This window comes from Pseudomonas sp. P110(2024) (genome assembly GCF_057480795.1).
This window is the reverse complement of the sequence record NZ_JBLIYT010000014.1, coordinates 19229-44338: the sequence shown is the minus strand read 5'-3', so window position 1 is coordinate 44338 and position 25110 is coordinate 19229. Positions and strand designations below refer to the sequence as shown.

General features: G+C 63.4%; 22 protein-coding genes. 6 read left to right on the top strand and 16 right to left on the bottom strand.

Annotated elements, in window-relative coordinates; genetic code table 11:
• Positions 1–74: 74 nt before the first annotated feature.
• Positions 75–2141 carry an AsmA family protein gene (locus AC25ND_RS21265; protein ID WP_028688235.1) on the bottom strand — a complete coding sequence of 689 codons (2067 nt, stop codon included), beginning with the start codon at positions 2139–2141 and terminating at the stop codon, positions 75–77.
• 316 nt (positions 2142–2457) lie between these two features.
• On the opposite strand from AC25ND_RS21265, the gene AC25ND_RS21260 reads away from it, so the two are divergent.
• From AC25ND_RS21260 to AC25ND_RS21250, 3 genes are all read left to right on the top strand, one after another.
• On the top strand, positions 2458–2958 hold the full coding sequence (locus AC25ND_RS21260; protein WP_028688236.1) for a hypothetical protein: 501 nt from the start codon (positions 2458–2460) through the stop codon (positions 2956–2958).
• Positions 2959–3080: 122 nt separating this feature from the next.
• Positions 3081–3713 carry a TetR family transcriptional regulator gene (locus AC25ND_RS21255; protein WP_028688237.1) on the top strand — a complete coding sequence of 211 codons (633 nt, stop codon included), beginning with the start codon at positions 3081–3083 and terminating at the stop codon, positions 3711–3713.
• 66 nt (positions 3714–3779) lie between these two features.
• Positions 3780–4868 carry an AGE family epimerase/isomerase gene (locus tag AC25ND_RS21250; protein WP_486976573.1) on the top strand — a complete coding sequence of 363 codons (1089 nt, stop codon included), beginning with the start codon at positions 3780–3782 and terminating at the stop codon, positions 4866–4868.
• Between the two features lie 68 nt (positions 4869–4936).
• Here AC25ND_RS21250 and AC25ND_RS21245 read toward each other — a convergent pair whose 3' ends face one another.
• From AC25ND_RS21245 to AC25ND_RS21220, 6 genes are all read right to left on the bottom strand, one after another.
• Positions 4937–5704 carry an SDR family oxidoreductase gene (locus AC25ND_RS21245; RefSeq protein WP_023629361.1) on the bottom strand — a complete coding sequence of 256 codons (768 nt, stop codon included), beginning with the start codon at positions 5702–5704 and terminating at the stop codon, positions 4937–4939.
• A 651-nt stretch (positions 5705–6355) separates the two neighbouring features.
• A complete protein-coding gene (locus AC25ND_RS21240) occupies positions 6356–7072 on the bottom strand; it encodes an ABC transporter ATP-binding protein (RefSeq protein ID WP_028688239.1) in 717 nt (238 codons plus the stop codon).
• Positions 7069–7944 carry an ATP-binding cassette domain-containing protein gene (locus tag AC25ND_RS21235; RefSeq protein WP_050707124.1) on the bottom strand — a complete coding sequence of 292 codons (876 nt, stop codon included), beginning with the start codon at positions 7942–7944 and terminating at the stop codon, positions 7069–7071. Before AC25ND_RS21235 ends, AC25ND_RS21240 begins: the two co-directional genes overlap by 4 nt.
• Positions 7941–9242 carry a high-affinity branched-chain amino acid ABC transporter permease LivM gene (gene livM, locus AC25ND_RS21230; protein WP_182321818.1) on the bottom strand — a complete coding sequence of 434 codons (1302 nt, stop codon included), beginning with the start codon at positions 9240–9242 and terminating at the stop codon, positions 7941–7943. Before livM ends, AC25ND_RS21235 begins: the two co-directional genes overlap by 4 nt.
• 2 nt (positions 9243–9244) lie before the next feature.
• A complete protein-coding gene (locus AC25ND_RS21225) occupies positions 9245–10159 on the bottom strand; it encodes an ABC transporter permease subunit (protein ID WP_028688242.1) in 915 nt (304 codons plus the stop codon).
• A gap of 156 nt (positions 10160–10315) precedes the next feature.
• Complete coding sequence (locus AC25ND_RS21220) at positions 10316–11452, bottom strand: branched-chain amino acid ABC transporter substrate-binding protein (protein ID WP_062360862.1); 1137 nt, start codon at positions 11450–11452, stop codon at positions 10316–10318.
• A gap of 440 nt (positions 11453–11892) precedes the next feature.
• Here AC25ND_RS21220 and pncB point away from each other — a divergent pair, with 440 nt between their 5' ends.
• Positions 11893–13098 (top strand): nicotinate phosphoribosyltransferase, encoded by a 1206-nt coding sequence (pncB, locus tag AC25ND_RS21215; protein WP_028688244.1) that lies wholly within the window; start codon positions 11893–11895, stop codon positions 13096–13098.
• Positions 13099–13101: 3 nt separating this feature from the next.
• Positions 13102–13929: an ammonia-dependent NAD(+) synthetase gene (gene nadE, locus AC25ND_RS21210; protein ID WP_182321819.1), complete on the top strand. Its 828-nt coding sequence runs from the start codon at positions 13102–13104 to the stop codon at positions 13927–13929.
• A 66-nt stretch (positions 13930–13995) separates the two neighbouring features.
• Here nadE and azu read toward each other — a convergent pair whose 3' ends face one another.
• Positions 13996–14448 carry an azurin gene (azu, locus tag AC25ND_RS21205; protein ID WP_028688246.1) on the bottom strand — a complete coding sequence of 151 codons (453 nt, stop codon included), beginning with the start codon at positions 14446–14448 and terminating at the stop codon, positions 13996–13998.
• Positions 14449–14794: 346 nt separating this feature from the next.
• Here azu and AC25ND_RS21200 point away from each other — a divergent pair, with 346 nt between their 5' ends.
• On the top strand, positions 14795–15382 hold the full coding sequence (locus tag AC25ND_RS21200; RefSeq protein ID WP_069016481.1) for a cytokinin riboside 5'-monophosphate phosphoribohydrolase: 588 nt from the start codon (positions 14795–14797) through the stop codon (positions 15380–15382).
• A gap of 135 nt (positions 15383–15517) precedes the next feature.
• On the opposite strand, the gene AC25ND_RS21195 is transcribed toward AC25ND_RS21200, so the two are convergent.
• The 8 genes from AC25ND_RS21195 to rnr all read right to left on the bottom strand — a co-directional run bounded on the left by AC25ND_RS21195 (position 15518) and on the right by rnr (position 25055).
• Positions 15518–17815 (bottom strand): YgiQ family radical SAM protein, encoded by a 2298-nt coding sequence (locus tag AC25ND_RS21195; protein ID WP_028688248.1) that lies wholly within the window; start codon positions 17813–17815, stop codon positions 15518–15520.
• A 113-nt stretch (positions 17816–17928) separates the two neighbouring features.
• Positions 17929–19326, bottom strand: a complete 1398-nt coding sequence (dnaB, locus tag AC25ND_RS21190) for a replicative DNA helicase (protein ID WP_023629368.1) — start codon at positions 19324–19326, stop codon at positions 17929–17931.
• 113 nt (positions 19327–19439) lie between these two features.
• Entirely contained in the window at positions 19440–19886 is a 447-nt protein-coding gene (gene rplI, locus AC25ND_RS21185; RefSeq protein ID WP_028688249.1) for a 50S ribosomal protein L9, read from the bottom strand.
• Between the two features lie 20 nt (positions 19887–19906).
• Positions 19907–20773: a YybS family protein gene (locus tag AC25ND_RS21180; RefSeq protein ID WP_028688250.1), complete on the bottom strand. Its 867-nt coding sequence runs from the start codon at positions 20771–20773 to the stop codon at positions 19907–19909.
• 34 nt (positions 20774–20807) lie between these two features.
• Positions 20808–21038, bottom strand: coding sequence for a 30S ribosomal protein S18 (gene rpsR / locus AC25ND_RS21175; RefSeq protein ID WP_003249563.1), 231 nt, complete (start codon positions 21036–21038; stop codon positions 20808–20810).
• 28 nt (positions 21039–21066) lie between these two features.
• Entirely contained in the window at positions 21067–21492 is a 426-nt protein-coding gene (gene rpsF / locus AC25ND_RS21170) for a 30S ribosomal protein S6 (protein WP_011535936.1), read from the bottom strand.
• 246 nt (positions 21493–21738) lie between these two features.
• On the bottom strand, positions 21739–22485 hold the full coding sequence (rlmB, locus tag AC25ND_RS21165) for a 23S rRNA (guanosine(2251)-2'-O)-methyltransferase RlmB (RefSeq protein ID WP_028688251.1): 747 nt from the start codon (positions 22483–22485) through the stop codon (positions 21739–21741).
• The gene (gene rnr, locus AC25ND_RS21160; protein WP_062360855.1) at positions 22482–25055 is read right to left on the bottom strand and encodes a ribonuclease R; all 2574 of its coding nucleotides are present in this window, start codon (positions 25053–25055) and stop codon (positions 22482–22484) included. Before rnr ends, rlmB begins: the two co-directional genes overlap by 4 nt.
• Positions 25056–25110: the final 55 nt, after the last annotated feature.

Below are 25110 nucleotides of genomic sequence, written 5' to 3'. Positions count from 1 at the left end.
TCAAGCATATGACTCAAGATCGACGCTTTGCCTGTGGGAGCGGCCTTGCGTCGCGAAAGGGCCGCAAAGCGGCCCTACTTCTTGCCCTTCACCGCCGCCGGCGCCTTGCCAGCGCGCATCTGCTGCAACAACGGCGTGCACTGGTTGGGTTCATCCCCGCTGCTCGGCGCGATCAGCGCCAGCAGCCCCGCCGCCGGCCCGGCCACCACGCCAAGCGCCACCATTCCCGCGCCACGCAGCGCCAGCGGCACCGCCTGCACGCCGGCACTCGGCTTGGCGAACGGTCCGCGCACATACAATGGCGAACGCAGCGAGAACAGACGCAGGCCCTTGGACTCCGGGGTGATCTTCAGGTCCAACTGCTCGCTGGCGAAGTTGGCCGTACCGTTGATGTAGATGATCGCGTTCTCGGTATCGAAAACGAACAAGCGGCTGGTGGCCAGGCCATCCTTGATCCCGACATCCGCTGCGGCACAATTGATCTTCACATCTTCGTCGCCAAACAACTTGCCGATCACGTAGTTGCCCACGTTCAGCCCAGCGATCTCCATCAGGCTGCGGCTGATTGCGCCATCGTTGATCAGCAGGCGTAGATCCCCGTTGGAAGTGCCCAGCAGCGCGGCCACCGAGTTGCCCCGGCCACTGATGTCGGCATCGCCGTTGAGTTCGCCGAAGCTGGTCTGCATCGGCGCGAAGCTGGGGAACAGCTGCTTGAGCTTGAAGCCACGCGCGGTCAGCCGTGCACGACCCTGCAACGGCGCGCTGCGCCCGTCCAGGCGGATGTTGGAATCGAGGTTGCCGCCGGCCACGCCGAAGCGCAGCGGCTCCAGACGCAGCAGGCCGTCCTCGAGGATCACATGGGCGGACAGGTCGTTGAACGGCAGCGTCTCGCTGTGCACGATGCGCTTGCCGGCGAAGGTCACATCGGCGTCCATGGCCCGCCAGCGCTCGGTGCGGAATTCTTCGACCGGCAGCACCTTGCCGGCCGGCTGCTTGCTGGCACCGCCGCGGGCCTTCTGCTCGCTGTTGGAATCGGCGCCGATCAGTGGCGCCAGGTCCTTGAACAGCAGTTGGTTGGAGACCAGGTTGCCGGAGAGCTTCGGCCGGGGCTGGCTGGCGACAAAGACCAGGTCGCCGTGAATGTCGCTGTCGCCGATCTTGCCGTTGAAGCCCTCGTAACGGAACTGCGCGCCGCCGGCGGCGTGCAAGTTGGCGGTCAGATGACCATCGGTGGCGTACGGCGGCGTATCGGGCAAGGTCACGCCGGTCAGCGGGTAGAGGTTGCCCAGGCTGTTGCCGGAAAGCTTCAGGCGCAGGTCGAGGGCGCCGAGGTTGCGTGGATCGGTCAGGGTCCCGGCCAGCGCGACCTGGGTATCGCCGATACGCACATCGGCCTGCAGCGGAAACGGCTGGCTGGCGTCCTGCAGCGCCAGCAGGCCGCCGATCTTGCCGGTGCCGGCCACCGCCAGGCCCTTGTAGCGGCCCTGGGCCTTGAAGCCGAAGGCATAGTCCTGGGCATTGCCGGCCTTCTCGGCGCGGGCCTTGCCGACGATGTCGCTGAACGGGATCGGCTTGCCCAGCGGATCGACCTGCACCTTCATGCTGGTCTTCAGCGTCTGGTCGTCAAAGCTGACGTTGCCCTGGTCGAAGCCGATGGCGCCGATGTCCAGCTCCCACTTTGACGGTGCCTCGTTCTCATCCTTGGGCCCGAAATCGAACACCCAGTTGGCCCGGCCATCGGCCAGCCGGGTAAGGCTGGCGCTGGGCTTGACCAGGTCGATGCGCGGGATGCTGATGCGCTGGACGATCAGTGGCAAGGGCGCCAGGCGAAAGTCCACTCGCTCGAGGGCGACCATGCGCGGCGCCTTGAGCCAGTCGGGGTTGCCCAGGGTGAGGTCCTCGGCGCTGAAGTGCGGCCAGGGCACGAAGGCCCGCCAGCCGCCTTCCTCGGGTTCGGTGCGCCAATGCACGGCGAGGTTGCCGTTGATCGCGAAGGGCCGCTGCAGTGCTTCGGAGACTTTCTCGTTGAGCAGCGGCTTGACGCGGTTCCAGTCAAAGGTGGCGATCACCACCACCAGGATCGCCAGCAGGGTGGCAAGGGTGGCGAAGGTCCAGATGAGGATTCTGGCAGGGCGCGTCATTGCATGGTTCTCCTGACTGCATGGCACTCATTATGTCGGACTGATGAAAAACCGCCGGGTTTAATCCGTGCGCCATGATAACCAGGATTTTCCTGACGCCTTTCTCAGCTTTTCGTCCACGGACAGCGGCAGTGTTACCGGGGATCAAGCGTGCCTCAGTGTTTGATAAACACCTGAAAACACTGATCCAGAGCCCTCCACGCACAGTATCAATCCTGTCGATTGTTACCATTATCCTGATGAACTTTTCTCTGGAGTTACCAGGCGTAGCATTGGCTTCGTACCCACTTTCCAGCCCCCCGAGGAGCACCGAACCATGAAACGCCATCTGCTGCTGAGCCTGACCCTGTCCGTACTTGCCGCCAACGCCTTCGCCCTGCCAGCCGAAGACCAGCACCTGAGCGCCGAATCGCGCTCCAGCGCCGCCACCGTCAGCCAACCGCTGAACACCTTGGCAGAAGGTGGCGCCGAGCGCCTGCAGGAGCGCGCAGGCCGTGTGGCCGAAGGCGGCTCCGAGCGTCTGCTCGAACGTAACAACCGCGTCGCCGAAGGTGGCTCCGATCGCTTGATCCAACGCAATGACCGCGTTGCCGAAGGTGGCTCCGATCGCTTGATTCAACGCAATGACCGGGTTGCCGAAGGTGGCTCCGATCGCTTGATTCAACGCAATGACCGGGTTGCCGAGGGTGGCTCGGATCGTCTGATCCAACGCAATGACCGTGTCGCCGAGGGTGGCGCCGATCGCCTCAACGAACGCAACAACCGTATCGCCGAAGGTGGCTCGGATCGTCTGGTCGAACTCAGCCGTGTGAGCTGATCGCCATGGCCGAGAACAACAACCCGCCCCACTGCGCCTGCTACCCTCCAAGCCCGGTCCATTGACCGGGCTTTGTTTTTTTATCCAGAATGCCCAGCCGTACCGTCATAGAATCCTGCCCCATGCTGCCGCGCGCCGAACAGAAGCTACAGACCCGCCAGGCCCTGCTGGATGCCGCCTGCCTGCTCATGGAGAGCGGCCGTGGCTTCGGCAGCATCAGCCTGCGCGAGGTGGCCAAGGCCGCGGGCATCGTGCCCACCGGCTTCTACCGCCACTTCCCCGACATGGATGCGCTGGGCCTGGCCCTGGTTGCCGAGGTGGACACCACTTTCCGCCAGACCATCCGCCTGGTACGCCACAACGAATTCGAGCTGGGCGGCATCACCGACGCCTCGGTGCGCATCTTCCTCGACGTGGTCGTCGCCCACCGGGCGCAGTTCCTGTTCCTCGCCCGCGAGCAATACGGCGGCTCGCAGCCAGTGCGCCAGGCCATCGCCCGCCTGCGCCAGGACATCAGCAACGACCTGGCCACAGACCTGGCACGCATGCCGCGTTGGCAGCATCTGGACGGCGCCGCCTTGGCGGTGATGGCCGACCTGGTGGTCAAGACCGTGTTCGCCACCCTGCCGGAACTGATCGACAGCCCTGAGTCGGGTCATCCACAGGCGCTGACGCCCCAGGAGAAGATCACCCAGCAACTGCGCTTCATCTTCGTGGGCGCGCGGCACTGGCAGGGGCTGGGCAATCCCGGCTGACGCGCCCACGAAGCACTTGTTACATCTGCTACCATGGCGCCCTGCCCGACCGTCACGAGCGCGACCATGTCCGACCCCCGCCCCGCATTGACCCGTTTCCAACAGCACTTCGCCGAGCGCATCGTGCCGCTGTGGCAGGGCCCTGGCTGGAACGCCGACATGGCCCTGCCGTACGAAGCCCTGGACACCCAGCACCGGCCACTGCCGGTGCAACGCTACCGGGCCATGGCCTGCGCCCGCCAGCTGTACCTGTTCAGCAGCCGCATCGGTCAACCGGGCGCCGCCGAACGCGCCGCCGCGCTGTTCCGTTCGCTGCAGAAGCACTTCCACGACGCCGAGCACGGCGGCTGGTTCTACAGCATCGACGCGCAGGGCAAGCCGTTGGACCGACGCAAGGACCTCTACACCCACGCCTTCATCGTGTTCGCCTGTGCCCATTACTGGGGCAAGGTCGGAGAAGGCCTGGTGGAAGCCACGCTCAACGGTGCCCTCGAAGTCGTTGCCGAGCAGTTCGCCCGTGACGATGGCCTGTACGAGGCCAGCCTCGCTGAGGACTGGTCGGACCTGGGCAGCGGCTCGCTGCAGAACCCGCAGATGCACCTGGCCGAGGCTTTCCTTCAGGTACTGGCCGTGCGCGAGGACGACGAGGTTCGCCAGTCGCTGCTGCAGTTGTGCGACGCGCTGCAGGTGCAATTCATCGAACAGCGCCACGGCCTGATGCTGGAAAAACCACGCGGGTCTGTGGATAACTGGTTCGAGCCGGGGCACCAGTTCGAATGGTTCTACTTGCTGGACACCTCGCCGCTGCTGCGCGGGACAGCGCTGCACGCTTCCATCACCCGCGCCTTCGACTACGCCGAGCAGTACGGTGTGAAAGATACGGCGGTGCTGGCGATGCTCGATGTGGACGGCAAGGTCATCGATGCGACCCAACGGATCTGGGCCCAGGCCGAGTACCTGCGGGCGCTGGCCTTGCGGCCAGGAAGCGAGGCGAGGTTGCTGGCGCAGCTACAGGCGCTGGAGTCGCGATTCCTGCATGACGGTGGCTGGCATGAGTGCCGTGATGGTAATGGCGCGGTCAGCCGCCACGACATGCCATCGACTACGCCGTATCACCTGGCGACCTGCCTGGAAGGCTTGCAGCTCCTGATCTGACACAATCGCGGGGCAAGCCCGCTCCCACGCCATCGTGGGAGCGGGCTTGCCCCGCGATCATTGGCGTATCAGCCCTTGGCCGACCGGTCGATCGAGAACCCTGCCCAGTCCTGGCTCACTGGCATCAGCTCAAGGCTGTTGATGTTGATATGTGCCGGCTGGTTGAGAATCCAGAAGATGGTCTCGGCGATGTCCTGCGGCTGGATTGGCTCGGCGCCGGCATAGGTGGCGTCATACTTGGCTTGGTCACCGCCGAAGCGCACCAGCGAGAACTCGCTCTCGCACAGCCCCGGCTCGATATTGCTCACCCGCACGCCCGTTCCTCGCAGGTCGCAGCGCAGGCTCAGGGAAAACTGGCCGACGAAGGCCTTGGTGCCGCCATACACATTCGCGCCCGGGTACGGGTAGTTGCCCGCCACCGAACCGACGTTGAGGATCGACGCGCCACGCCCATGCGCAATCAATCGAGGCAACAGCAGGCGAGTGGTGTACATCAGCCCCTTGATGTTGGTGTCGACCATGGTTTCCCAGTCGTCCAGGCTGCAGTTCTGCGCGGCGTCCACGCCCAGCGCCAGGCCGGCGTTGTTGACCAGGCCCTGCAGCTTGTCGAAGCTCGGCGGCAGGCTGGCGATGGCGGCTTCCATCGCCTGACGGTCACGCACATCGACCACCAGGCCGTGCACCTCGGTCTTGGCCGACAGTTCCTGGCACAACGCATCCAGGCGCTCCTTGCGCCGACCGGTGAGTACCAGCTTCCAGCCGGCGTCGGCGAAACGGCGGGCGGTGGCCTCGCCAAAACCGGACGTCGCGCCAGTGATGAATACGGTGGATGTCATGCTCTTCTCCTTAGCGTTGGATTGTCGTCGACAGGCCTCGCAGCATGCCCGGCGCAGGGCTCGACCACAACCGTCATCACCGCTGGTCAAAAAATGTACTAACCTCGCTGAGGCCCGTGGTAGAAGGGCTGCACCGGGCTATGCGCACCTTATCCACAAGGCTTTCCCCATGGATTGGGGGCAACTCGTCGGGTCAAGGGAACCTCTGCGCGCTGTGGACATCCGTGGATGATGGCGCAAGGCTTTCAACCATGCCGTCTCTGGCGGTCTGTCCAAGGTTTTCCCACAGCGTTATCCACAGAAATTTCCCCGCTGTGGGTATATCCATGGGTTGCGCAAAACACATGCAAAATCATGCACAAACCGTTATTGGTCAAAAAACGACCAAGTGCTCGAACGCGCTGATTTATCTGGGCTGGAGCGAGGTGCCACCATGTTTTCCACAGGCGGTTCCACATAATCCGTGGAAAGTTTTCCACTTGTGGAAACAAGGGTTTGCAGTGGGGTTGTGGCGTGTTTCAAGAAAGATATGCGACAAGTTGTCCACATCTGCCGTCTGGCATAAAACGCATCGCGGGGCAAGCCCGCTCCCACAGGCCCAAATGAGGCGCTTGTGGGAGCGGGTTCGCCCCGCGATCTGTGGAATGTAACTCAGTGCCCGCCCAGATAGGCGTTACGCACCTCCTCGTTGACCAACAGCTCCTGCCCGGTCCCGGTCATGCGGATCTGCCCGTTGACCATCACATAGGCCCGGTCCGACAGCTTCAGCGCATGGTTGGCGTTCTGCTCCACAAGGAAGATGGTCATGCCGGTCTGCGCCAGCTCGCGCAGGGTGGAGAAGATCTGCTTGACCACGATCGGTGCCAGCCCCAGCGAGGGCTCATCGAGCAGCAGCAGCTTGGGCCGGCTCATCAGCGCCCGGGCGATGGCGAGCATCTGCTGCTCGCCGCCGGACATGGTCATGGCACGCTGGTTGCGCCGCTCCTTGAGCCGTGGGAACAGCTCGAACATGCGCTGCATGTCCTCACCGGCATGTTTGTCGCCAATCGGAATGGTGCCCATCATGAGGTTCTCCTCGACGGTCATGTCGGGGAACACCCGCCGCCCCTCCGGAGACTGGGCGATACCGTTGGAGGCAATGTAGTGCGACGACTTGCGGGTGATGTCGGTGCCGCGATAGACGATCTGCCCGGAGGCCGCCCTCGGCTGGCCGAAGATCGACATCAGCAGTGTCGACTTGCCCGCGCCATTGGCGCCGATCAGGCTCACCGTCTCGCCCTCGTTGATATGCATGGAGACTTTCTTCAGGGCCTGGATCGGCCCGTAGAACACATCCAGGTCCTTCAGCTCAAGAATGGGCGCACTCATATCAGCTCCTCTTCATCTGCACCCAGGTAGGCGGCGATCACCGTCGGGTTGTGGCGGATGTCCTGCGGCGTGCCTTCGGCGATCACGTTGCCGTGGTCGAGCACGACGATATGATCGGAGATGCTCATGACCATGCCCATGTCGTGCTCGATCAGCACCACGGTGATGTCGTGCTCATCGCGCAGCACGCGGATCATGCGGCTCAGGGCCTCGGTCTCCTGCGGGTTGAGGCCGGCGGCCGGCTCGTCCAAGCAGATGATCTTCGGCCGCGTGCACATGGCCCGGGCGATTTCCAGGCGGCGCTGCTGGCCGTATGACAGCTCGCCAGCCAGGCGGTTGGCGCAATCGACCAGGTCGACCACCTCCAGCCAGTAGAACGCATGGTCCAGCGCGTCGCTCTCGGCCTTGCGGTAACCCGGGGTATTGAGCACGCCGGCCAGCAGGTTGCGGTTGACCCACATGTGCTGGGCCACCAGCAGGTTTTCCACCACCGACATTTCCTTGAACAGGCGAATGTTCTGGAAGGTCCGTGCAAGACCTGCGCGGTTGACCAGGTGGGTACCGCCGAACATCTTGTAGTACAGGCGGTTGGCGAAGCGCGCCGGCGAGACGAAGTCCGCCGCCTGGAAGCGCTCGCCGAGCAGTTGGATGACGTTGGTGTGGCTGCCGCGCACGTTCAGCTCGATACGTCCGCCGCTGGCCTTGTAGAAGCCGGTGAGGCAGTTGAACACGGTGGTCTTGCCGGCGCCGTTGGGGCCGATCAGGGCGAAGATCTGGTTGCGCTTGACCTTCAGGCTGACATCGCTGAGCGCCTTGATCCCGCCGAACTGCATCATCAGGTTGTCGACCGACAGAATGATTTCGTCGCTCATGGCGCCACTCCTTTACGCGGGACCACGCCGGTACGGCTGATGCGGACCAGCCCCCGCGGTCGCCAGATCATCATCAGCACCATCAGCACGCCGAACAGCAGCACCCGGTACTCGGAGAAACTGCGCAGCAGCTCCGGGGCCACGGTCAGCACGAACGCGGCGATCACCACGCCCACGGTCGAGCCCATGCCGCCGAGCACGACGATGGCGAGGATCAGTGCCGACTCGAAGAAGGTGAACGACGATGGGTTGACGAAGCCCTGGTAGGTGGCGAAGAACACCCCGGCCAAACCAGCGGTGGAGGCGCCCAGGGTGAACGCCGAGAGCTTGACCAGCACGTGGTTCAGGCCCATGGAACGGCAGGCGATCTCGTCCTCGCGCAGGGCTTCCCAGGCGCGGCCCACCGGCATGCGAGTCAGCCGGTGCTTGATGTACAGCACCGCCAGCACCACCAGGAACAGCACGGCGTAGATGAACACGAACTTCAGGTTGGGGTTGTAATCGAAGCCAAAGAACTCATGGATCGGCACTCCGCCATCCTTGGCCCGGCGACCGAACTCCAGCCCCAGGAAGGTCGGCGACGGCGCCGGCATGCCATTCGGGCCGCCGGTGAACGACAGCCAGTTGTTCAGCACCAGGCGAATGATCTCGCCGAAGCCCAGGGTGACAATGGCCAGGTAATCGCCGTGCATGCGCAACACCGGGAACCCGAGGATGCACCCCGCCAGCGCCGCGGCGATCGCCGCCAGCGGCAGCACGCTCCAGAAGCCCAGGCCCAGGTACTGGTAGCCGAGGGCCAGGCCATAGGCGCCGATGGCGTAGAACGCCACGTAGCCCAGGTCGAGCAGGCCCGCCAGGCCCACCACGATGTTAAGGCCCAGGCCCAGCAGCACGTATATCAGGCCGAGGATGACCACGGTCAGCAAGTACTTGTTGGCGAACACCGGGAACACGATGGCGATGACGATCAGCGCCGGGATGATGTAGCGCAGCCGCGACTTGTAGTCCGGCGCCAGTACATGCACGCCCGAACCACCGCTATCGAAGCCCTGGAGCATGCGCTGGCCGGTCGGTGTCTGCAGGAATAAGCTGAGGATGAAACGCCCGGCCATCACACCGCCGACCAGCCAGGCCACGCGGGCCGGTTCGGCGTTGAAGCTGTAGCCGTCAAGTACCACGCCGACGACCGGACCGAAGACGATGAGGGCCAGCAGGCCGGCGACGATCGTCTCCAGCAGGCTGCGTTTGAGGTCGAAACCTTTGGTTTGGGCAACAGAGGCAGAATTGGCAGCGGACATGTTCACACCTTAGCCACGAGCGGGCGACCCAGCAGGCCTTGGGGACGGAAGATGAGGATCATCACCAGCAGCGAGAAGCTGAACACGTCCTTGTAGTCGGAGTTGATCAGGCCGGAGAACAACGATTCTGAGATCCCCAGGATAATGCCGCCGAGCATCGCCCCCGGCAGCGAGCCGATACCGCCGAGCACAGCGGCGGTGAAGGCCTTGATGCCGATGATGAAGCCGGCGTAGAAGTCGAAGGTGCCGTAGTTCATGGTGATCAGCACGCCGGCCAGCGCGGCCATCACCGCGCCGATGACGAACACGTAGGAGATCACCCGGTCGGTGTTGATGCCCAGGATCGAAGCCATCTTGCGATCCTGCTGCGTCGCTCGGCACATGCGCCCGAGCTTGGTGTACTTGATGACGTAGGTGAGCAGCGCCATGCCAACGAAGGCGGCCACCAGGATGAAGATCTTGGTGTAGGTCAGTTGCACGAAGCCGGTGCCCACTTCGATGCGCATGGCGCCTTCGAGCAGGGTCGGCACGCCTTGCTGGCGGGCGCCCTGGCTGATCTGCGCGTAGTTCTGCAGGATCAGCGAGATGCCGATGGCGCTGATCAGCGGAGCCAGGCGGGTGGAGTTGCGCAGAGGCTTGTAGGCGATGCGTTCGATGGTGAAGCCATAGACGCCGGTGACGACGATGGTGAACAACAGGGTGCCCAGCATCAGCAGCGGAAACGACTCGATACCAAAGTAGGCCAGCAATGCCAGGCTGATCGCCGCGAGGTACGCGGAGATCATGTACACCTCGCCGTGCGCGAAGTTGATCATGCCGATGATGCCATAGACCATTGTGTAGCCGATGGCGATCAGGCCGTAGACCGACCCGAGGGTCAGGCCGTTGACCAGTTGCTGCAGGAAAATACCATCCATAACGCAATCTCACCTGATTGAGATCGCACGAGCGCCGACCACGCAGGGTCCGGATGCAACGGCCCTCGCAGCGCAGAACTGTGCAGATCTACTGACAATGACAGGTACCGCGGGGCCACGGCCCGGAGCATGGCGCGCCCGGGCCGGATGCCGTTGTTATTGTTGTTTTTCCAGCTGGTGGTACTTGCCGTTGGCATCCCACTGGTAGACCACGTAGTCGGAGACGGTCAGGTCGCCCTTCTGGTCCCACTTCTTCTCACCCATGACGGTCTTGACCGGATTGGCCTTCAGCCACTTGGCGGCATCTTCGCCCTTGTTCGACTTGGCACCGTTGAAGGCGGCGGCCAGGGCCTGGACCGAAGCGTAGGCGTACAGGGTGTAGCCTTCAGGCTCGGTGCCGTTCTTGCGGAACTCCTCCACCACCGCCTTGCTGTCGGGCAGCAGGCGCGGGTCGGCGCCGAAAGTCATGTACACGCCGTTGGTGTACTGGGCGCCGCCGGCGGTGGCCACCAGTTCGTCGGTGACGATGCCGTCGTCGGACATGAACGCCACATCCTTCAGGCCCTGCTCGCGCAGCTGACGCACCAGCGGACCGGCCTCGGGGTGCAGGCCGCCGAAGTAGACGACATCGGCACCTGCGGCGCGGATCTTGGTGACCACGGCGCTGAAGTCCTTCTCGCCACGGGTCAAACCTTCGTAAAGCACCGGCGTGACACCGCGCTTGATCAGCTGCGCCTTGGTCGCGTCGGCCAGGCCCTGGCCGTAGGTATCCTTGTCGTGCAGCACGACGACTTTCTTGCCTTTGAGCACATCGACGATGTAGTTGCCGGCGACGATGCCCTGTTGGTCGTCACGGCCGCACATGCGGAACATCGCGGACAGGCCGCGCTCGGTCACCTGCGGGTTGGTCGAGCCGGGCGTGATGGCGATCACGCCGGCCTCGTCGTAGACCTCGGAAGCGGGGATGGTGTTGGAGGAGCAGAAGTGGCCGACCACGCCCGCCACCTTGTCCTTATCGACCAGACGGTTCGCCACGGCCACGGCCTGCTTCGGCTCGCAGGCATCATCGCCCTTGACCAGGACGATCTTCTCGCCGTTCACGCCACCGGCCTTGTTGATCACATCGGCCGCTGCCTGCGCACCTTTCATGTACTGCTCGCCAAACGCTGCGTTGGCCCCGGTCATGGGACCCGCGACGCCGATCTTGATGTCGGCCTGAACATACGAAGAAACACCCAGTGCCGTGGCTACGGCCAGTGCCAGGAAACCTTTCTTGTAAAACGTCTGCGACATGAGGTGGTGCTCCTAGAGTATTTTTTTGGTTGGCACTACAACTTCTCAGCCCTGAGCTCCGAGCAAGGGCCGTGCCAGTGGTTTTGTCTTCCGGGAAAACACACGATAGGGAGTGAATAGAGGCGACCGGCGGCCTTTTCTTTATTGAGCGTGCAACCGTCTACTGCGGAGCAAGCGCTACCGATACACCTAGACAAGGAGCAACCTCCGAGCGCCATCATTGCAACCCTTGCGAGTGTTAACGTGCAACCGACCTGTAACAGCGGACGTCACCGAACTGCACACCGCTGGTGCGTGACTGCTACAGGCAGCACCGTTTGAAGGCTAGCTGGCGCACGGAAAATTACCTGCAAAGGCCAGGATCGCGAGCGGCGTGGGAGCGGGCTTGCCCCGCGATCTGGCACAATGGTCGCCATTGCCCGCCTTGGAGCTTCCCCCTGATGAGCGAGAGCGCATTCGCCGAGCGCATCGTGCACAACCTGCTCGACACCGACTTCTACAAACTGACGATGATGCAGGCCGTCCTGCACAACTACCCGGACGCCGACGTCGAATGGGAGTTCCGCTGCCGCAATGGCGAGGACTTGCGGCCCTACCTGGGCGAGATCCGCAACCAGCTCGAACGGCTCAGCGAGTTGACCCTGGATGACGACCAACTGGCGTTCCTCGAGCGCATCAGCTTCCTCAAGCCGGACTTCCTGCGCTTCCTGCGCCTGTTCCGCTTCAACCTGCGTTATGTGCGCATCGGTATCGAAAACGATCAGCTGTTCCTGCGCCTGCGCGGCCCCTGGCTGCATGTGATCCTGTTCGAGGTGCCGTTGCTGGCCATCATCAGCGAGGTGCGCAACCGCCACCTGCATCCGCGCATGCGCCTGGCCGAAGCCCGCGACCAGCTGCATCGCAAGTTCGACTGGCTGCGCGCCCACGCCAGCGATGACGAACTGGCCCATCTGCAGGTGGCCGACTTCGGCACCCGCCGGCGTTTTTCCAGCCGCGTACAGGAAGAAGTAGTGCGGGTGCTTCGCGATGAGTTCCCGGGCCGTTTCGTCGGCACCAGCAACGTCGACCTGGCATGGAAACTGGATATCAAGCCCCTGGGCACCATGGCCCACGAGTGGATCATGGCCCACCAGCAGCTCGGCCCGCGGTTGATCGACAGCCAGATCGCCGCGCTGGACTGCTGGGTCCGCGAATACCGTGGATTGCTCGGCATCGCCCTGACCGACTGCATCACCATGGACGCTTTCCTCCAGGACTTCGACCTGTACTTCGCCAAGCTGTTCGACGGCCTGCGCCACGACTCGGGCGAGCCGGTGGCCTGGGCCGAGAAAGCCATCGCCCACTACCAGAAGCTGGGGATCGACCCGATGACCAAGACCCTGGTGTTCTCCGACGGCCTGAACCTGACCCGCTCGCTGGAGATCTTCCGGGCCCTGCGTGGGCGCATCAATGTCAGCTTCGGTATCGGTACCAACCTGACCTGCGACATCCCCGGTGTGGCGCCGATGAACATCGTGCTTAAAATGACCGACTGCAATGGCTCGCCGGTGGCGAAGATCTCCGACGAAGCCGCCAAGACCCAGTGCCGCGACGAGAACTTCGTCACTTACCTGCGTCACGTATTCAAAGTCCCCAGCAAGGAGTAACCCATGCAAGCCGTTCAGCAAGAGATTGCCCGGGCGCTCAAGGTGCAGCCGCCGTTCGCAGACGCCGCCGCGCTCGAGCGGGAAGTCGCCCGGCGCGTGGCCTTCATCAAGGACTGCCTGGCCAATGCCCGGCTCAAGACCCTGGTCCTGGGCATCAGCGGCGGCGTCGACTCGCTGACCGCCGCCCTGCTCGCCCAGCGTGCCATCAACGAGCTGCGCAGCGAGACCGGCGACCAGGCCTACACCTTCATCGCCGTGCGCCTGCCGTACCAGGTGCAGCACGACGAGCACGACGCCCAGGCCTGCCTGGAGGTGATCAAGGCCGACGAGGTGCACACCATCGATATCGCCTCGGCGGTGAAGGCCCTGGCGGCGGAAGTTCAGGCGCTGAAAAATGGCTCGCCGACCCTGGTGGACTTCGTCGTCGGCAACGTCAAGGCGCGCACGCGCATGGTCGCCCAGTACACCGTCGCCGGTGCCCGCGCGGGCCTGGTGATCGGCACCGACCACGCCGCCGAGGCGGTGATGGGGTTCTTTACCAAGTTCGGTGACGGGGCGTGCGACCTGGCGCCGCTGAGCGGGCTGGTGAAGAACCAGGTACGGGCCATTGCGCGCAGCTTCGGCGCGCCAGAGTCACTGGTGGAGAAGGTGCCGACCGCGGACCTGGAAGACCTCGAGCCGGGCAAGCCGGACGAGGCGTCACACGGCGTGACCTACCAGCAGATTGATGCCTTCCTGCATGGGCAGCCGGTCGATCAGGCAGCGTTCGACATCATCGTCGCCACCTACCGCAAGACCCAGCACAAGCGCGAGCTGCCGTTCGCGCCCTGAATAGCATGAGGTTGAACGTGGGAGCGGGCTTGCCCCGCTCCCACAGGGTACTGCGTCAGACGTTGATTACTTGACGATGACCTTGCCCTTCATCATCGCGATGTGGCCCGGGAAGGTGCAGAAGAAGCTGTAGTCGCCACCGGCTTCCAGCTTGGTGGCATCGAACTTCACTTCGGTTTCTTTCTCAGGCGCGCCGATCATCTTGGTGTGGGCGATGATCGCGGCGTTATCGGCCTTGATGTAATCCTTGTCCAGGCCCTGGGACATGCCTTCGGTGGCGATGGCCTGCATGTCGGCGGTCTTGCTGATGACCAGGTTATGGCCCATGACGTTCTTCGGCAGGCTGCCGGAGTGGGTCAGTTTTACGGTGAACTCCTTGCAGCTCTTGTCGACGGTGATTTCCTTGGTATTGAAGGACATCTGGTCAGTCGAGTCGACAGTCACCGAGCACTTGTCAGCAGCGAAGACAGAGGCGCTGGCGAGGGTCAGCAGGGATACCGCTACAGCTTTCGCAAACATCATGAATCTCCTTGGCAGGGTTTTATCAATTGCGAGACTGCCTGAAAATCGGACGCCCGTACCTGATATGGGTCAAGGGGTGTCAAGTGGCCAGGCAGTAGATTTGTTCAATGGATTGTATACAACCAATCAAAGTGCACATCATGCCCTCTTGATAGACGATGGGACAACCTCTCATTTAGGAGTTGAATGAAATGTCCCTTTCCAGCTTCATGAACAGCCTGCTCGCCGCTTACGCTCACGGCGCCAGTGGCGCCATCTGTGAGTTCGCCCGTCCCGAATGATCCCCCTTGGAAGCGACAGGCATGCGCCTTACCCTGTGCGCGCATGTAAAGGGAGATAAGCAATGCCTGTACGTTCCGTTTGTGTCTTCTGCGGCGCCAGCATCGGTGCCAACCCCGCCTATCGCGAAGCTGCCGTGGCTCTGGGCCAGGCCATCGCACGTCGTGGCCTGACCTTGATTTACGGCGGTGGCGCGGTCGGCCTGATGGGCACCGTCGCCGATGCCGCGCTGGCTGCTGGTGGCGAAGTCATCGGCATCATTCCGCAAAGCCTGATGAACGCCGAGATCGGCCACAAGGGACTGTCCCGCCTGGAGGTGGTGGACGGCATGCACGCGCGCAAGGCGCGCATGGCCGAGCTCAGCGATGCGTTCATCGCCCTGCCGGGCGGCCTGGGCACGCTGGAGGAGCTGTTCGAGGTGTGGACCTGGGGGCAGTTGGGCTATCACGCCAAGCCGCTGGGGCTGCTGGATGTGAACGGGTTCTATGAAAAGCTGGGCGGGTTCCTCGACCATATCGTCGAAGAGGGCTTCGTGCGGCCGCAGCATCGGGCGATGCTGTTGCTGGGGCAGCAGCCGGATGAGCTGCTGGACGGGATGGATCGGTTCGAATCGCCGGTGTTGCCGAAGTGGGTCGACAAGCAGCCGGATTGAAAGCTGAGAGCCTGGGACCGCGTTGCGGTCCTTTCGCGATACAAGGCCCACGCACTTCGATCAGCGTACGCTGTATTTCTGTGGGAGCGGCCTTGTGTCGCGAAAGGGCTGCGACGCAGCCCCATGGCCGGTAGATCAGCGCGGAATGACCGGCTGGCGCGGCTTCTTGCCCTTGCCGCCCTTGGCCGCTTCCTTGCGTTCCTTGGCCGCCTGCTGGTTGCGGGCGAACGCCTCGGCCTTGGCCTTCTCGCGCTTGTCCCACGGCTTGCTGCCGTCGCTGGCGCGCGGTGGCAGGCCGGTGTGCTGGGTGAGGATCTTCTGGTCCTTGCCCACCTTGTGGCTGCCGGCCGGCGTCGAGTTCTTGCGTCGGGCACTTTGGTAGCTGTCGGTCTGCGGCTGGTGCAGCGGGATCAATTGGTGCTTGCCCGGGCCGATCAGGTCGGCGCGGCCCATGCGCTGCAACGCTTCACGCAGCATCGGCCAGCCCTTCGGATCGTGGTAGCGCAGGAACGCCTTGTGCAACCGGCGCTGCTCCTCGCTCTTGACGATCTCCACCCCTTCGCTCTTGTAGGTGACCTTGCGCAGCGGGTTCTTGCCCGAGTGGTACATGGCCGTGGCCGAGGCCATCGGCGAGGGGTAGAACGCCTGCACCTGGTCGGCGCGGAAACCGTTGCCCTTGAGCCACAGGGCCAGGTTCATCATGTCTTCGTCGGTGGTGCCCGGGTGCGCGGCGATGAAGTACGGGATCAGGTACTGCTCCTTGCCCGCTTCCTTCGAGAACTTCTCGAACATGCGCTTGAAGCGGTCGTAGGTGCCAATGCCCGGTTTCATCATCTTGTCCAGCGGACCACGCTCGGTGTGCTCCGGGGCGATCTTCAGGTAGCCGCCGACGTGGTGGGTGACCAGCTCGCGCACGTATTCCGGCGACTCGACCGCCAGGTCGTAGCGCAGGCCCGAGGCGATCAGGATCTTCTTCACCCCCGGCAAGGCGCGGGCCTTGCGGTACAACTCGATCAGCGAGCTGTGGTCGGTGTTGAGGTTCTCGCAGATGCCCGGGAACACGCACGACGGCTTGCGGCAGTGCTTCTCGATGTCGTGGCTCTTGCAGGCGATGCGGTACATGTTGGCGGTCGGGCCGCCAAGGTCGGAGACCACGCCGGTGAAGCCCGGCACCTTGTCGCGCATCTCCTCGATCTCGTGCAGGATCGACTCGTGGGAGCGGTTCTGAATGATCCGGCCTTCGTGCTCGGTGATCGAGCAGAAGGTGCAGCCACCGAAGCAGCCACGCATGATGTTCACCGAGAAGCGGATCATCTCGTAGGCCGGGATGCGCTCCTTGCCATAGGCCGGGTGCGGGACGCGTGCGTAGGGCATGCCGAACACATAGTCCATTTCCTCGGTGGTCATGGGAATGGGTGGCGGGTTGAACCACACATCCACGTCGCCATGCTTCTGCACCAAGGCGCGGGCATTGCCCGGGTTGGTCTCCAGGTGCAGCACGCGGTTGGCGTGGGCGTAGAGCACCGGGTCGTTGCGTACCTTCTCGAACGACGGCAGGCGGATCACCGACTTCTCGCGGGTGACGCTCGGGCTGTCGAGGATCTGCACGACCTTGGCTTCGTTCGGGTCTTCCTGCTCGCCCTTGGCCTGCTCGATGGCACAGGCCTGGGTGTCCTGGGTGTTCACGTACGGGTTGATGATCTTGTCGACCCGGCCCGGACGGTCGATGCGCGTGGAGTCGATCTCGAACCAGCCCTGCGGGGTGTCACGGCGAATGAACGCGGTGCCGCGCACATCGGTGATGTGCTCGATGCTTTCACCCTGGGACAGGCGCTGGGCGACCTCGACGATCGCCCGCTCGGCGTTGCCGTAAAGCAGGATGTCGGCGCTGGCATCGACCAGGATCGAGTGGCGGACCTTGTCCTGCCAGTAGTCGTAGTGGGCGATGCGGCGCAGCGAGGCCTCGATGCCGCCGAGCACGATCGGCACGTGCTTGTAGGCTTCCTTGCAGCGCTGGCTGTACACCAGGCTGGCGCGGTCCGGACGCTTGCCGGCCATGCCGCCGGGGGTGTAGGCGTCATCGGAACGAATCTTCTTGTCCGCGGTATAGCGGTTGATCATCGAGTCCATGTTGCCCGCCGCGACACCGAAGAACAGGTTCGGCTCGCCGAGCTTCATGAAGTCGTCCTTCGACTGCCAGTTCGGCTGGGCGATGATGCCCACGCGGAAACCCTGGGCTTCCAGCAGACGGCCGATGATGGCCATGCCGAACGACGCATGGTCGACGTAGGCGTCGCCGGTCACGATGATGATGTCGCAGGAATCCCAGCCGAGCTGATCCATCTCCTCCCTGCTCATCGGCAGGAAAGGCGCTGGCCCGAAGCATTCGGCCCAGTACTTGGGATAGTCGTAGAGTGGTTTGGCTGCTTGCATGTCAGTGACCGGTTCTAATGTGCAGGAAAATCGCGGGCGCGGAATATAGCACAAATTTTGACCAAATCCGACGGTGATGGTCGGATTCATGGACGGGCGAACAGGCCAGCGGCTTATTCGTCGTCGTCGAAGTTGTACATGCCCGGCGCGAGGTTCTCGAAGCGGGTGTACTTGCCGATGAACGCCAGGCGCACGAAGCCGATGGGGCCGTTACGCTGCTTGCCGATGATGATCTCGGCCACGCCCTTGTGCTCGGTCTCGGGGTGATACACCTCGTCACGGTAGACGAACATGATCACGTCGGCGTCCTGCTCGATCGCACCCGATTCACGAAGGTCGGAGTTGACCGGACGCTTGTTGGGCCGCTGCTCCAGGGAGCGGTTGAGCTGCGACAGGGCGATCACCGGGCAGTTGAATTCCTTGGCCAGCGCCTTGAGCGAGCGGGAGATCTCGGAAATCTCGTTGGTCCGGTTGTCACCGGCCGAACCCGGAATCTGCATCAACTGCAGGTAGTCGACCATGATCATGGCGATCTCGCCATGCTCGCGCGCCAGTCGGCGGGTACGTGCCCGCATCTCCGAGGGGCTGATACCGGCGGTATCGTCGATGAACAGCTTGCGGTCGTTGAGCAGGTTCACCGCCGAGGTCAGCCGCGGCCAGTCATCGTCGTCCAGCTGACCGGAACGCACCTTGGTCTGGTCGATCCGCCCGAGCGAGGAGAGCATACGCATGATCAACGACTCACCGGGCATCTCGAGGGAGAACACCAGCACCACCTTGTCGCTGCGCAACACGGCGTTTTCCACCAGGTTCATGGCGAAGGTGGTCTTGCCCATCGACGGACGGCCGGCAACGATGATCAGGTCGGCTGCCTGCAGGCCGCTGGTCTTCTCATCCAGGTCGGTGAAGCCGGTGGACACGCCAGTGATGTCGCTGTCGGAGTTGAACAGCGTGTCGATGCGGTCGATGGCCATGGTCAACAGCTCGTTGACCCCCACCGGGCCACCGGTCTTCGGCCGCGCTTCGGCGATCTGGAAGATCTGCCGTTCGGCGTCGTCGAGGATCTCCTCGGCGTTGCGCCCCTGGGGGTTGAAGGCGTTGTCGGCGATGTCGGTGCTGATGCTGATCAGCTGACGCAGCGTGGCACGCTCGCGGATGATCGCGGCGTAGGCCTTGATGTTAGCCACCGACGGGGTGTTCTTGGCCAGCTCGGCCAGATACGCCAGGCCGCCGACCTGGGTGGACACGCCTTCCTTGTCCAGCTGCTCGTGCAGGGTCACCACGTCGAACGGCTGGTTCGCGTCCACCAGCTTGTGGATGGCGCGGAAGATCAGGCGGTGGTCATGCCGGTAGAAATCGCCGTCCGACACCTGGTCCAGTACCCGCTCCCAGGCGTTGTTGTCCAGCATCAGGCCACCGAGCACGGCCTGTTCGGCCTCGATGGAATGCGGCGGCACCTTCAGGGCGGCGGTTTGCAGGTCGAGCTGTTCGGGGGTGGTGATCTCGTTCATGGCCACGAAAGAATTCTGGGGGATGAAAAAGACAAAGGGCACGGCCTGTTAAACACAGGACCGTGCCCGATGTTAACCGTCTGACCCACAAGGAGCCAGCCAGTCAGCGCAGCTTAGGCAGCTACGACGACCACACGTACAGTGGCTTCAACGTCGCTGTGCAGGTGCACGGCTACGTCGTATTCGCCAACCTGACGGATGGTGCCGTTCGGCAGACGAACTTCAGCCTTGGCCACTTCAACGCCGGAGGCGGTCAGGGCGTCAGCGATGTCGTGGGTGCCGATCGAACCGAACAGCTTGCCTTCGTCGCCAGCGGTGGCAGTGATGGTCACTTCCAGCTCGGCCAGTTGGGCAGCGCGGCTTTCAGCCGAAGCTTTCTTCTCTGCGGCGGCTTTTTCCAGCTCGGCGCGGCGCTCTTCGAACGCGGCCTTGTTGGCGGCGTTGGCGACGGTGGCCTTGCCGAACGGCAGCAGGAAGTTACGGCCGTAGCCGGACTTGACTTTAACGATGTCGCCCAGGTTGCCCAGGTTGGCGACTTTTTCCAGCAGGATCAGTTCCATTTGGTAAAACCTCTTAACTTTTAACCTTCACCGTTCGCGGAGTCGTCACCCTGTGAAGGGGACTTGCGACCGCGAAAATCAATCAGGCTGTCGACAATGGCCAAAACCACGAGCAACGGATACATCAGCTGCATGAGCAGCGGCAGCGTCACGTACATCCCCACCAGCCAGAACCCAGCCAGTCGCCCTTGCGCCACCAGCCCGTGAATCAGGGCGATGCCAGCGAGCAGCAGCACCAGGCTGGAGGCGGTGGCGAGAACGATGAACGGCGAGCCGAGAAACGGACCGAGCACCATCAACGACACCAGCACCAGCATTGGCACCAGTGGCAGCCTCAGCTCGCGAAACTCGCGACCGAAACCGCCGGGGTTGTACAACGCCGCCTGCCAATAGCGCGCCAGCATCAGAGCCAGCAGGCTGAACAGCTGCAGCATTACCGCACTGGAAGCGACCAGCAAAGGGCCGATCAGCTCACCAGGTAGTACCGGTTGACCCTCGATCTGCGGCAGGGCTTTTTCAAGCGCCTTGGCCAGCACCTCGAAGGTCTCGCGCATCACCGCGTCCAGGATCAGGCTGTACAGCAAGCCTAATGCGACACTGGACAGCAGCACCCGGGTCCAGGAATGTCCGGCCCGCAACAAGGCGGCCAGACCCAGCGTTCCCAACAGCACCAGCAAGGTGCTCAGTTCGCCGAAGTACGCCAGGACCATCGCTGGCAAAAGGCCCCAGGCGATGATCGATGACGCGTCCTTGAAACCGCGCCGCAGGAACACCAGGCTCCCGGCGGCGGCACTCAACCAGAACAGCAGCGGCAGTACCGCGCTGATGACCACCACGAGGGTGGCCTGCACACGACCGCGCATGATGAAACTTGCCAACGCTCGCATGCCTATCCCTTGCTACTTAGTCGACGACCCGGTCTCAGCGGCCGTGGCTGTCGGTGTAGGGCAGCAGGGCCAGGAAGCGGGCGCGCTTGATAGCGGTAGCCAGCTGACGCTGATAACGAGCTTTGGTACCGGTGATGCGGCTTGGAACGATCTTGCCGGTTTCGGATACGTAAGCTTTCAGGGTGTTGAGATCTTTGAAGTCGATCTCTTTCACGTCTTCAGCAGTGAAGCGGCAGAATTTACGACGACGGAAGAAACGTGCCATGTGATTGGCTCCTCAAAAGGTCCGTGGATTACTCGTCAGCGTTATCGCTGTTGTCGCTGTCATTGCTGTCGTCGCCTTCGGCGCCATCAGCATGCTCAGGACGTTCGCGACGCTCACGGCGCTCGCTGCGGTTCTCTTCGGCCTTGAGCATCTCGGACGGGCCGGTAACGGCTTCGTCACGACGGATGACCAGGTTACGGATCACGGCATCGTTGTAGCGGAAGTTGTCTTCCAGCTCGGCCAGAGCCTTGCCGGTGCACTCAACGTTCAGCATCACGTAGTGAGCCTTGTGAACATTGTTGATTGCGTAGGCCAGTTGACGACGGCCCCAGTCTTCCAGACGGTGGATCTTGCCGCCGTCTTCTTCGATCAGCTTGGTGTAACGCTCAACCATGCCGCCGACTTGCTCGCTCTGGTCCGGGTGAACCAGGAAGATGATTTCGTAATGACGCATGAATGCTCCTTACGGGTTAGTAGTCTGCCAGCTACCTGGTCAGACAAGGAGTGAATGACACTTGTATGTCTTGCCCTGGCGAGAAGGCGCATGCGCGCCTGCCAGCTCGGCAAGGGGCGCAATTGTAGAGAAGGCTGGAGGGACAAGCAAGGAGGCTGGCGAATATTTGAACAGCCGGAAACATATTCGCCCGCCGAAGCGATTCCCGCGAGGGCGGGCTCGTGGAAGCCCACCCCAGGGGAGGAATCAGCGCTTGACCTGACGCTGCCTCACGGCCTCGAACAGGCACACCCCGGTCGCCACCGAGACGTTCAGGCTGCTGACGCTGCCCGCCATCGGCAGCTTGACCAGGAAATCGCAGTGCTCGCGGGTCAGACGGCGCATGCCCCTGCCTTCGGCGCCCATGATCATCACCAGCGGGCCGGTCAGGTCCTGCTGGTAAATCTCCTGCTCGGCCTCGCCGGCAGTGCCGACCACCCACAGACCGCGCTGCTGGAGTTTTTCCAGGGTACGGGCCAGGTTGGTCACGGCCACCAGCGGAATCACTTCCGCAGCGCCGCAGGCCACCTTGCGCACCACCGGCGTCAGGGTCGCCGACTTGTCCTTGGGCACCACCACCGCCGTGGCGCCGGCGGCATCGGCGGTGCGCAGGCAGGCGCCGAGGTTGTGCGGGTCGGTGACACCGTCCAGGACCAGGATCAGCGGCGGCGTCTCGGTGCGCTCGAGCAGTTCCTCGAGCATCAGTTCGCCCCAGACCTGGCTCGGGCTCACCTCGGCGACCACGCCTTGATGCACGCCCTCGACCCAGGCGTCGAGCTCACGACGCTCGGCCTGGCCGACCTGGACGCGGTTTTCCGCGGCCAGGGCCAGCAAGGCCTGGATGCGCGGCTCGCTGCGCCCCTCGGAAAGCCAGATCTGCTTGACGCGCTTGGGGTGGTGCTGCAGCAGCGCCTGCACAGCATGCACACCGTAGATCTTTTCCAGCTGACTCATGACTTGCTCTTGCCCTTACGTGGCGCGCCGGACTTCGACGGCCCCTTGCGATGCTTGGTCTTGCCCGACGACTTGGCGCCCTTCTCCGCCTTGCCACCGGCGTGAGCGCTGTGCTTGGCGTCGCTCATCAGCGCCTTCTTCATCTCGCGACTCTTGCGCACCTCGGCGTTGCGCTGCACCGCGTCTTTCGGGAAGTACGCCTCGGCGGTTTCGCTCTTGCGGCTGCGCGGCTTGGGTGAGATCTTCGCCTCGGGCGCCGCTGCCGGCTCCGGCGCGGCCTTGCCGACAGGCGCGGCGGACTTGCGGCCGACCGGCGCGTTGACGGTAGCCTCGGACATTTCGAAATCGATCTTGCGCTGCTCGAGATCGACGCGCATGACCTTGACCTCGACCGTATCGCCCAGGCGGAAGCTGCGACCACTGCGCTCGCCCGACAGACGGTGGTGTACCGGATCGAAGTGGTAGTAATCACCCGGCAGGGCGCTGACATGCACCAGGCCTTCGACGTAGATGTCGGTCAACTCGATGAACAGGCCGAAACCGGTCACCGCAGTGATCACGCCGGGGAAGGTCTCGCCCACGCGATCACGCATGTACTCGCACTTGAGCCAGTTGACCACGTCGCGGGTGGCCTCGTCGGCGCGGCGCTCGGTCATCGAGCACTGCTCGCCCATCTGCTCGAGGGTGTTCTCGTCGTACGGGTAGATGCGCGCCTTGGGGATGCTCATGGCGCCGGCACGCTTGACGTGCGGGGTGTCGACCTTGGAGCGGATCACACTACGGATGGCGCGGTGCACCAGTAGGTCCGGGTAGCGGCGGATCGGCGAGGTGAAGTGGGTGTAGGCCTCGTAGTTCAGGCCGAAGTGGCCGTTGTTCTCGACGCTGTACACCGCCTGGCTCAGCGAGCGCAGCATGACGGTCTGGATCAGGTGGAAGTCCGGACGCCCGGCGATGCTCGCCAGCAGTTGCTGGTAGTCCTTGGGCGATGGATCCTTGCCCTTGTGCAGGGTCAGGCCCAGTTCGCCGAGGAAGGCGCGCAGTTTTTCCAGGCGTTCCGGCGGCGGACCGTCGTGCACGCGGTACAGCGCAGGCACGTTGTGCTTCTGCAGGAATTCGGCGGTGGCGACGTTGGCCGCCAGCATGCATTCCTCGATCAGCTTGTGGGCATCGTTGCGCACGGTCGGACGAATTTCGTCGATCTTGCGGTCTTCGCCGAATATGATCCGGGTTTCCTGGGTTTCGAAGTCGATCGCGCCACGGGTGTGACGGGCATCGACCAGCACCTTGTACAGGTTGTACAGGTTCTTCAGGTCCGGCAGGACTTCCTTGTACTCCTCGCGCAGCGCCTTGCCCTCGCGGGTGCGGGCATGCTCGAGCATGCTGCTGACCTTGTTGTAGGTCAGGCGCGCGTGGGAGTGGATAACCCCTTCGTAGAACTGGTAGTCGACCATCTGGCCGGCCTTGTTCATGGTCATTTCGCAGACCATGGCCAGGCGATCGACGTGCGGATTCAGCGAGCACAGGCCGTTGGACAGCTCCTCGGGGAGCATCGGCACCACGCGCTCGGGGAAGTACACCGAGTTGCCGCGCTGCTGGGCCTCGACGTCCAGGGCCGAGCCCAGGCGCACATAGCTGGAGACGTCGGCGATCGCCACGTACAGGCGCCAGCCGCCGGAGAACAGGCGCAGCTTGCCCAGCGGTTCGCAATAGACGGCGTCGTCGAAGTCGCGGGCATCCTCGCCGTCGATGGTGACGAACGGCAGGTGGCGCAGGTCGACGCGCTTCTCCTTGTCCTTCTCCTCGACTTCGGAGCGGAACTTGCGCGCTTCCTTGATCACGTCCCTCGGCCAGACATGCGGAATGTCATAGCTGCGCAGGGCAATGTCGATCTCCATGCCCGGCGCCATGTAGTTGCCGATCACCTCGACCACGTCGCCCTGGGGCTGGAAGCGTGGGGTTGGCCAGTGGGTGATCTTGATCGACACGAACTGACCGATCTTGGCGCCGCCGTTGCGCCCGGCGGTGACCAGCACTTCCTGCTGGATCTTCGGGTTGTCCGGGGTCACGTAGCCGATGCCGCCTTCTTCGAAGTAGCGGCCGACCACGCTTTCATGGGCGCGGGAGATGACTTCGACCAGCACGCCTTCGCGCCGGCCACGGCGGTCGACGCCGGACACCCGGGCCAGGCCGCGGTCGCCGTCGAACACCAGGCGCATCTGCGCCGGGCTGAGGAACAGGTCCTCGCTGCCGTCATCGGGGATCAGGAAGCCGAAACCATCACGGTGGCCGGATACGCGGCCGCAGATCAGGTCGAGCTTGTCCACCGGGGCATAGGTGCCGCGCCGGGTATAGATAAGCTGACCATCGCGCTCCATGGCACGCAGGCGGCGGCGCAGGGCTTCGATCTGGTCTTCTTCATAAAGACCGAACTCTTCGGCCAGCTGTTCACGGGCAGCCGGTTCGCCACGGTCGGCGAGGCGCTGCAGGATCAGCTCACGGCTGGGGATGGGGTTGTCGTATTTTTCCGCTTCGCGAGCGGCCTCGGGATCGAGGGATTGCCAATCGGCCATCAGAAAGGGTTCACCTTGGGGTATATAGAATGGAATTCTGGCATAGGCGTATTGA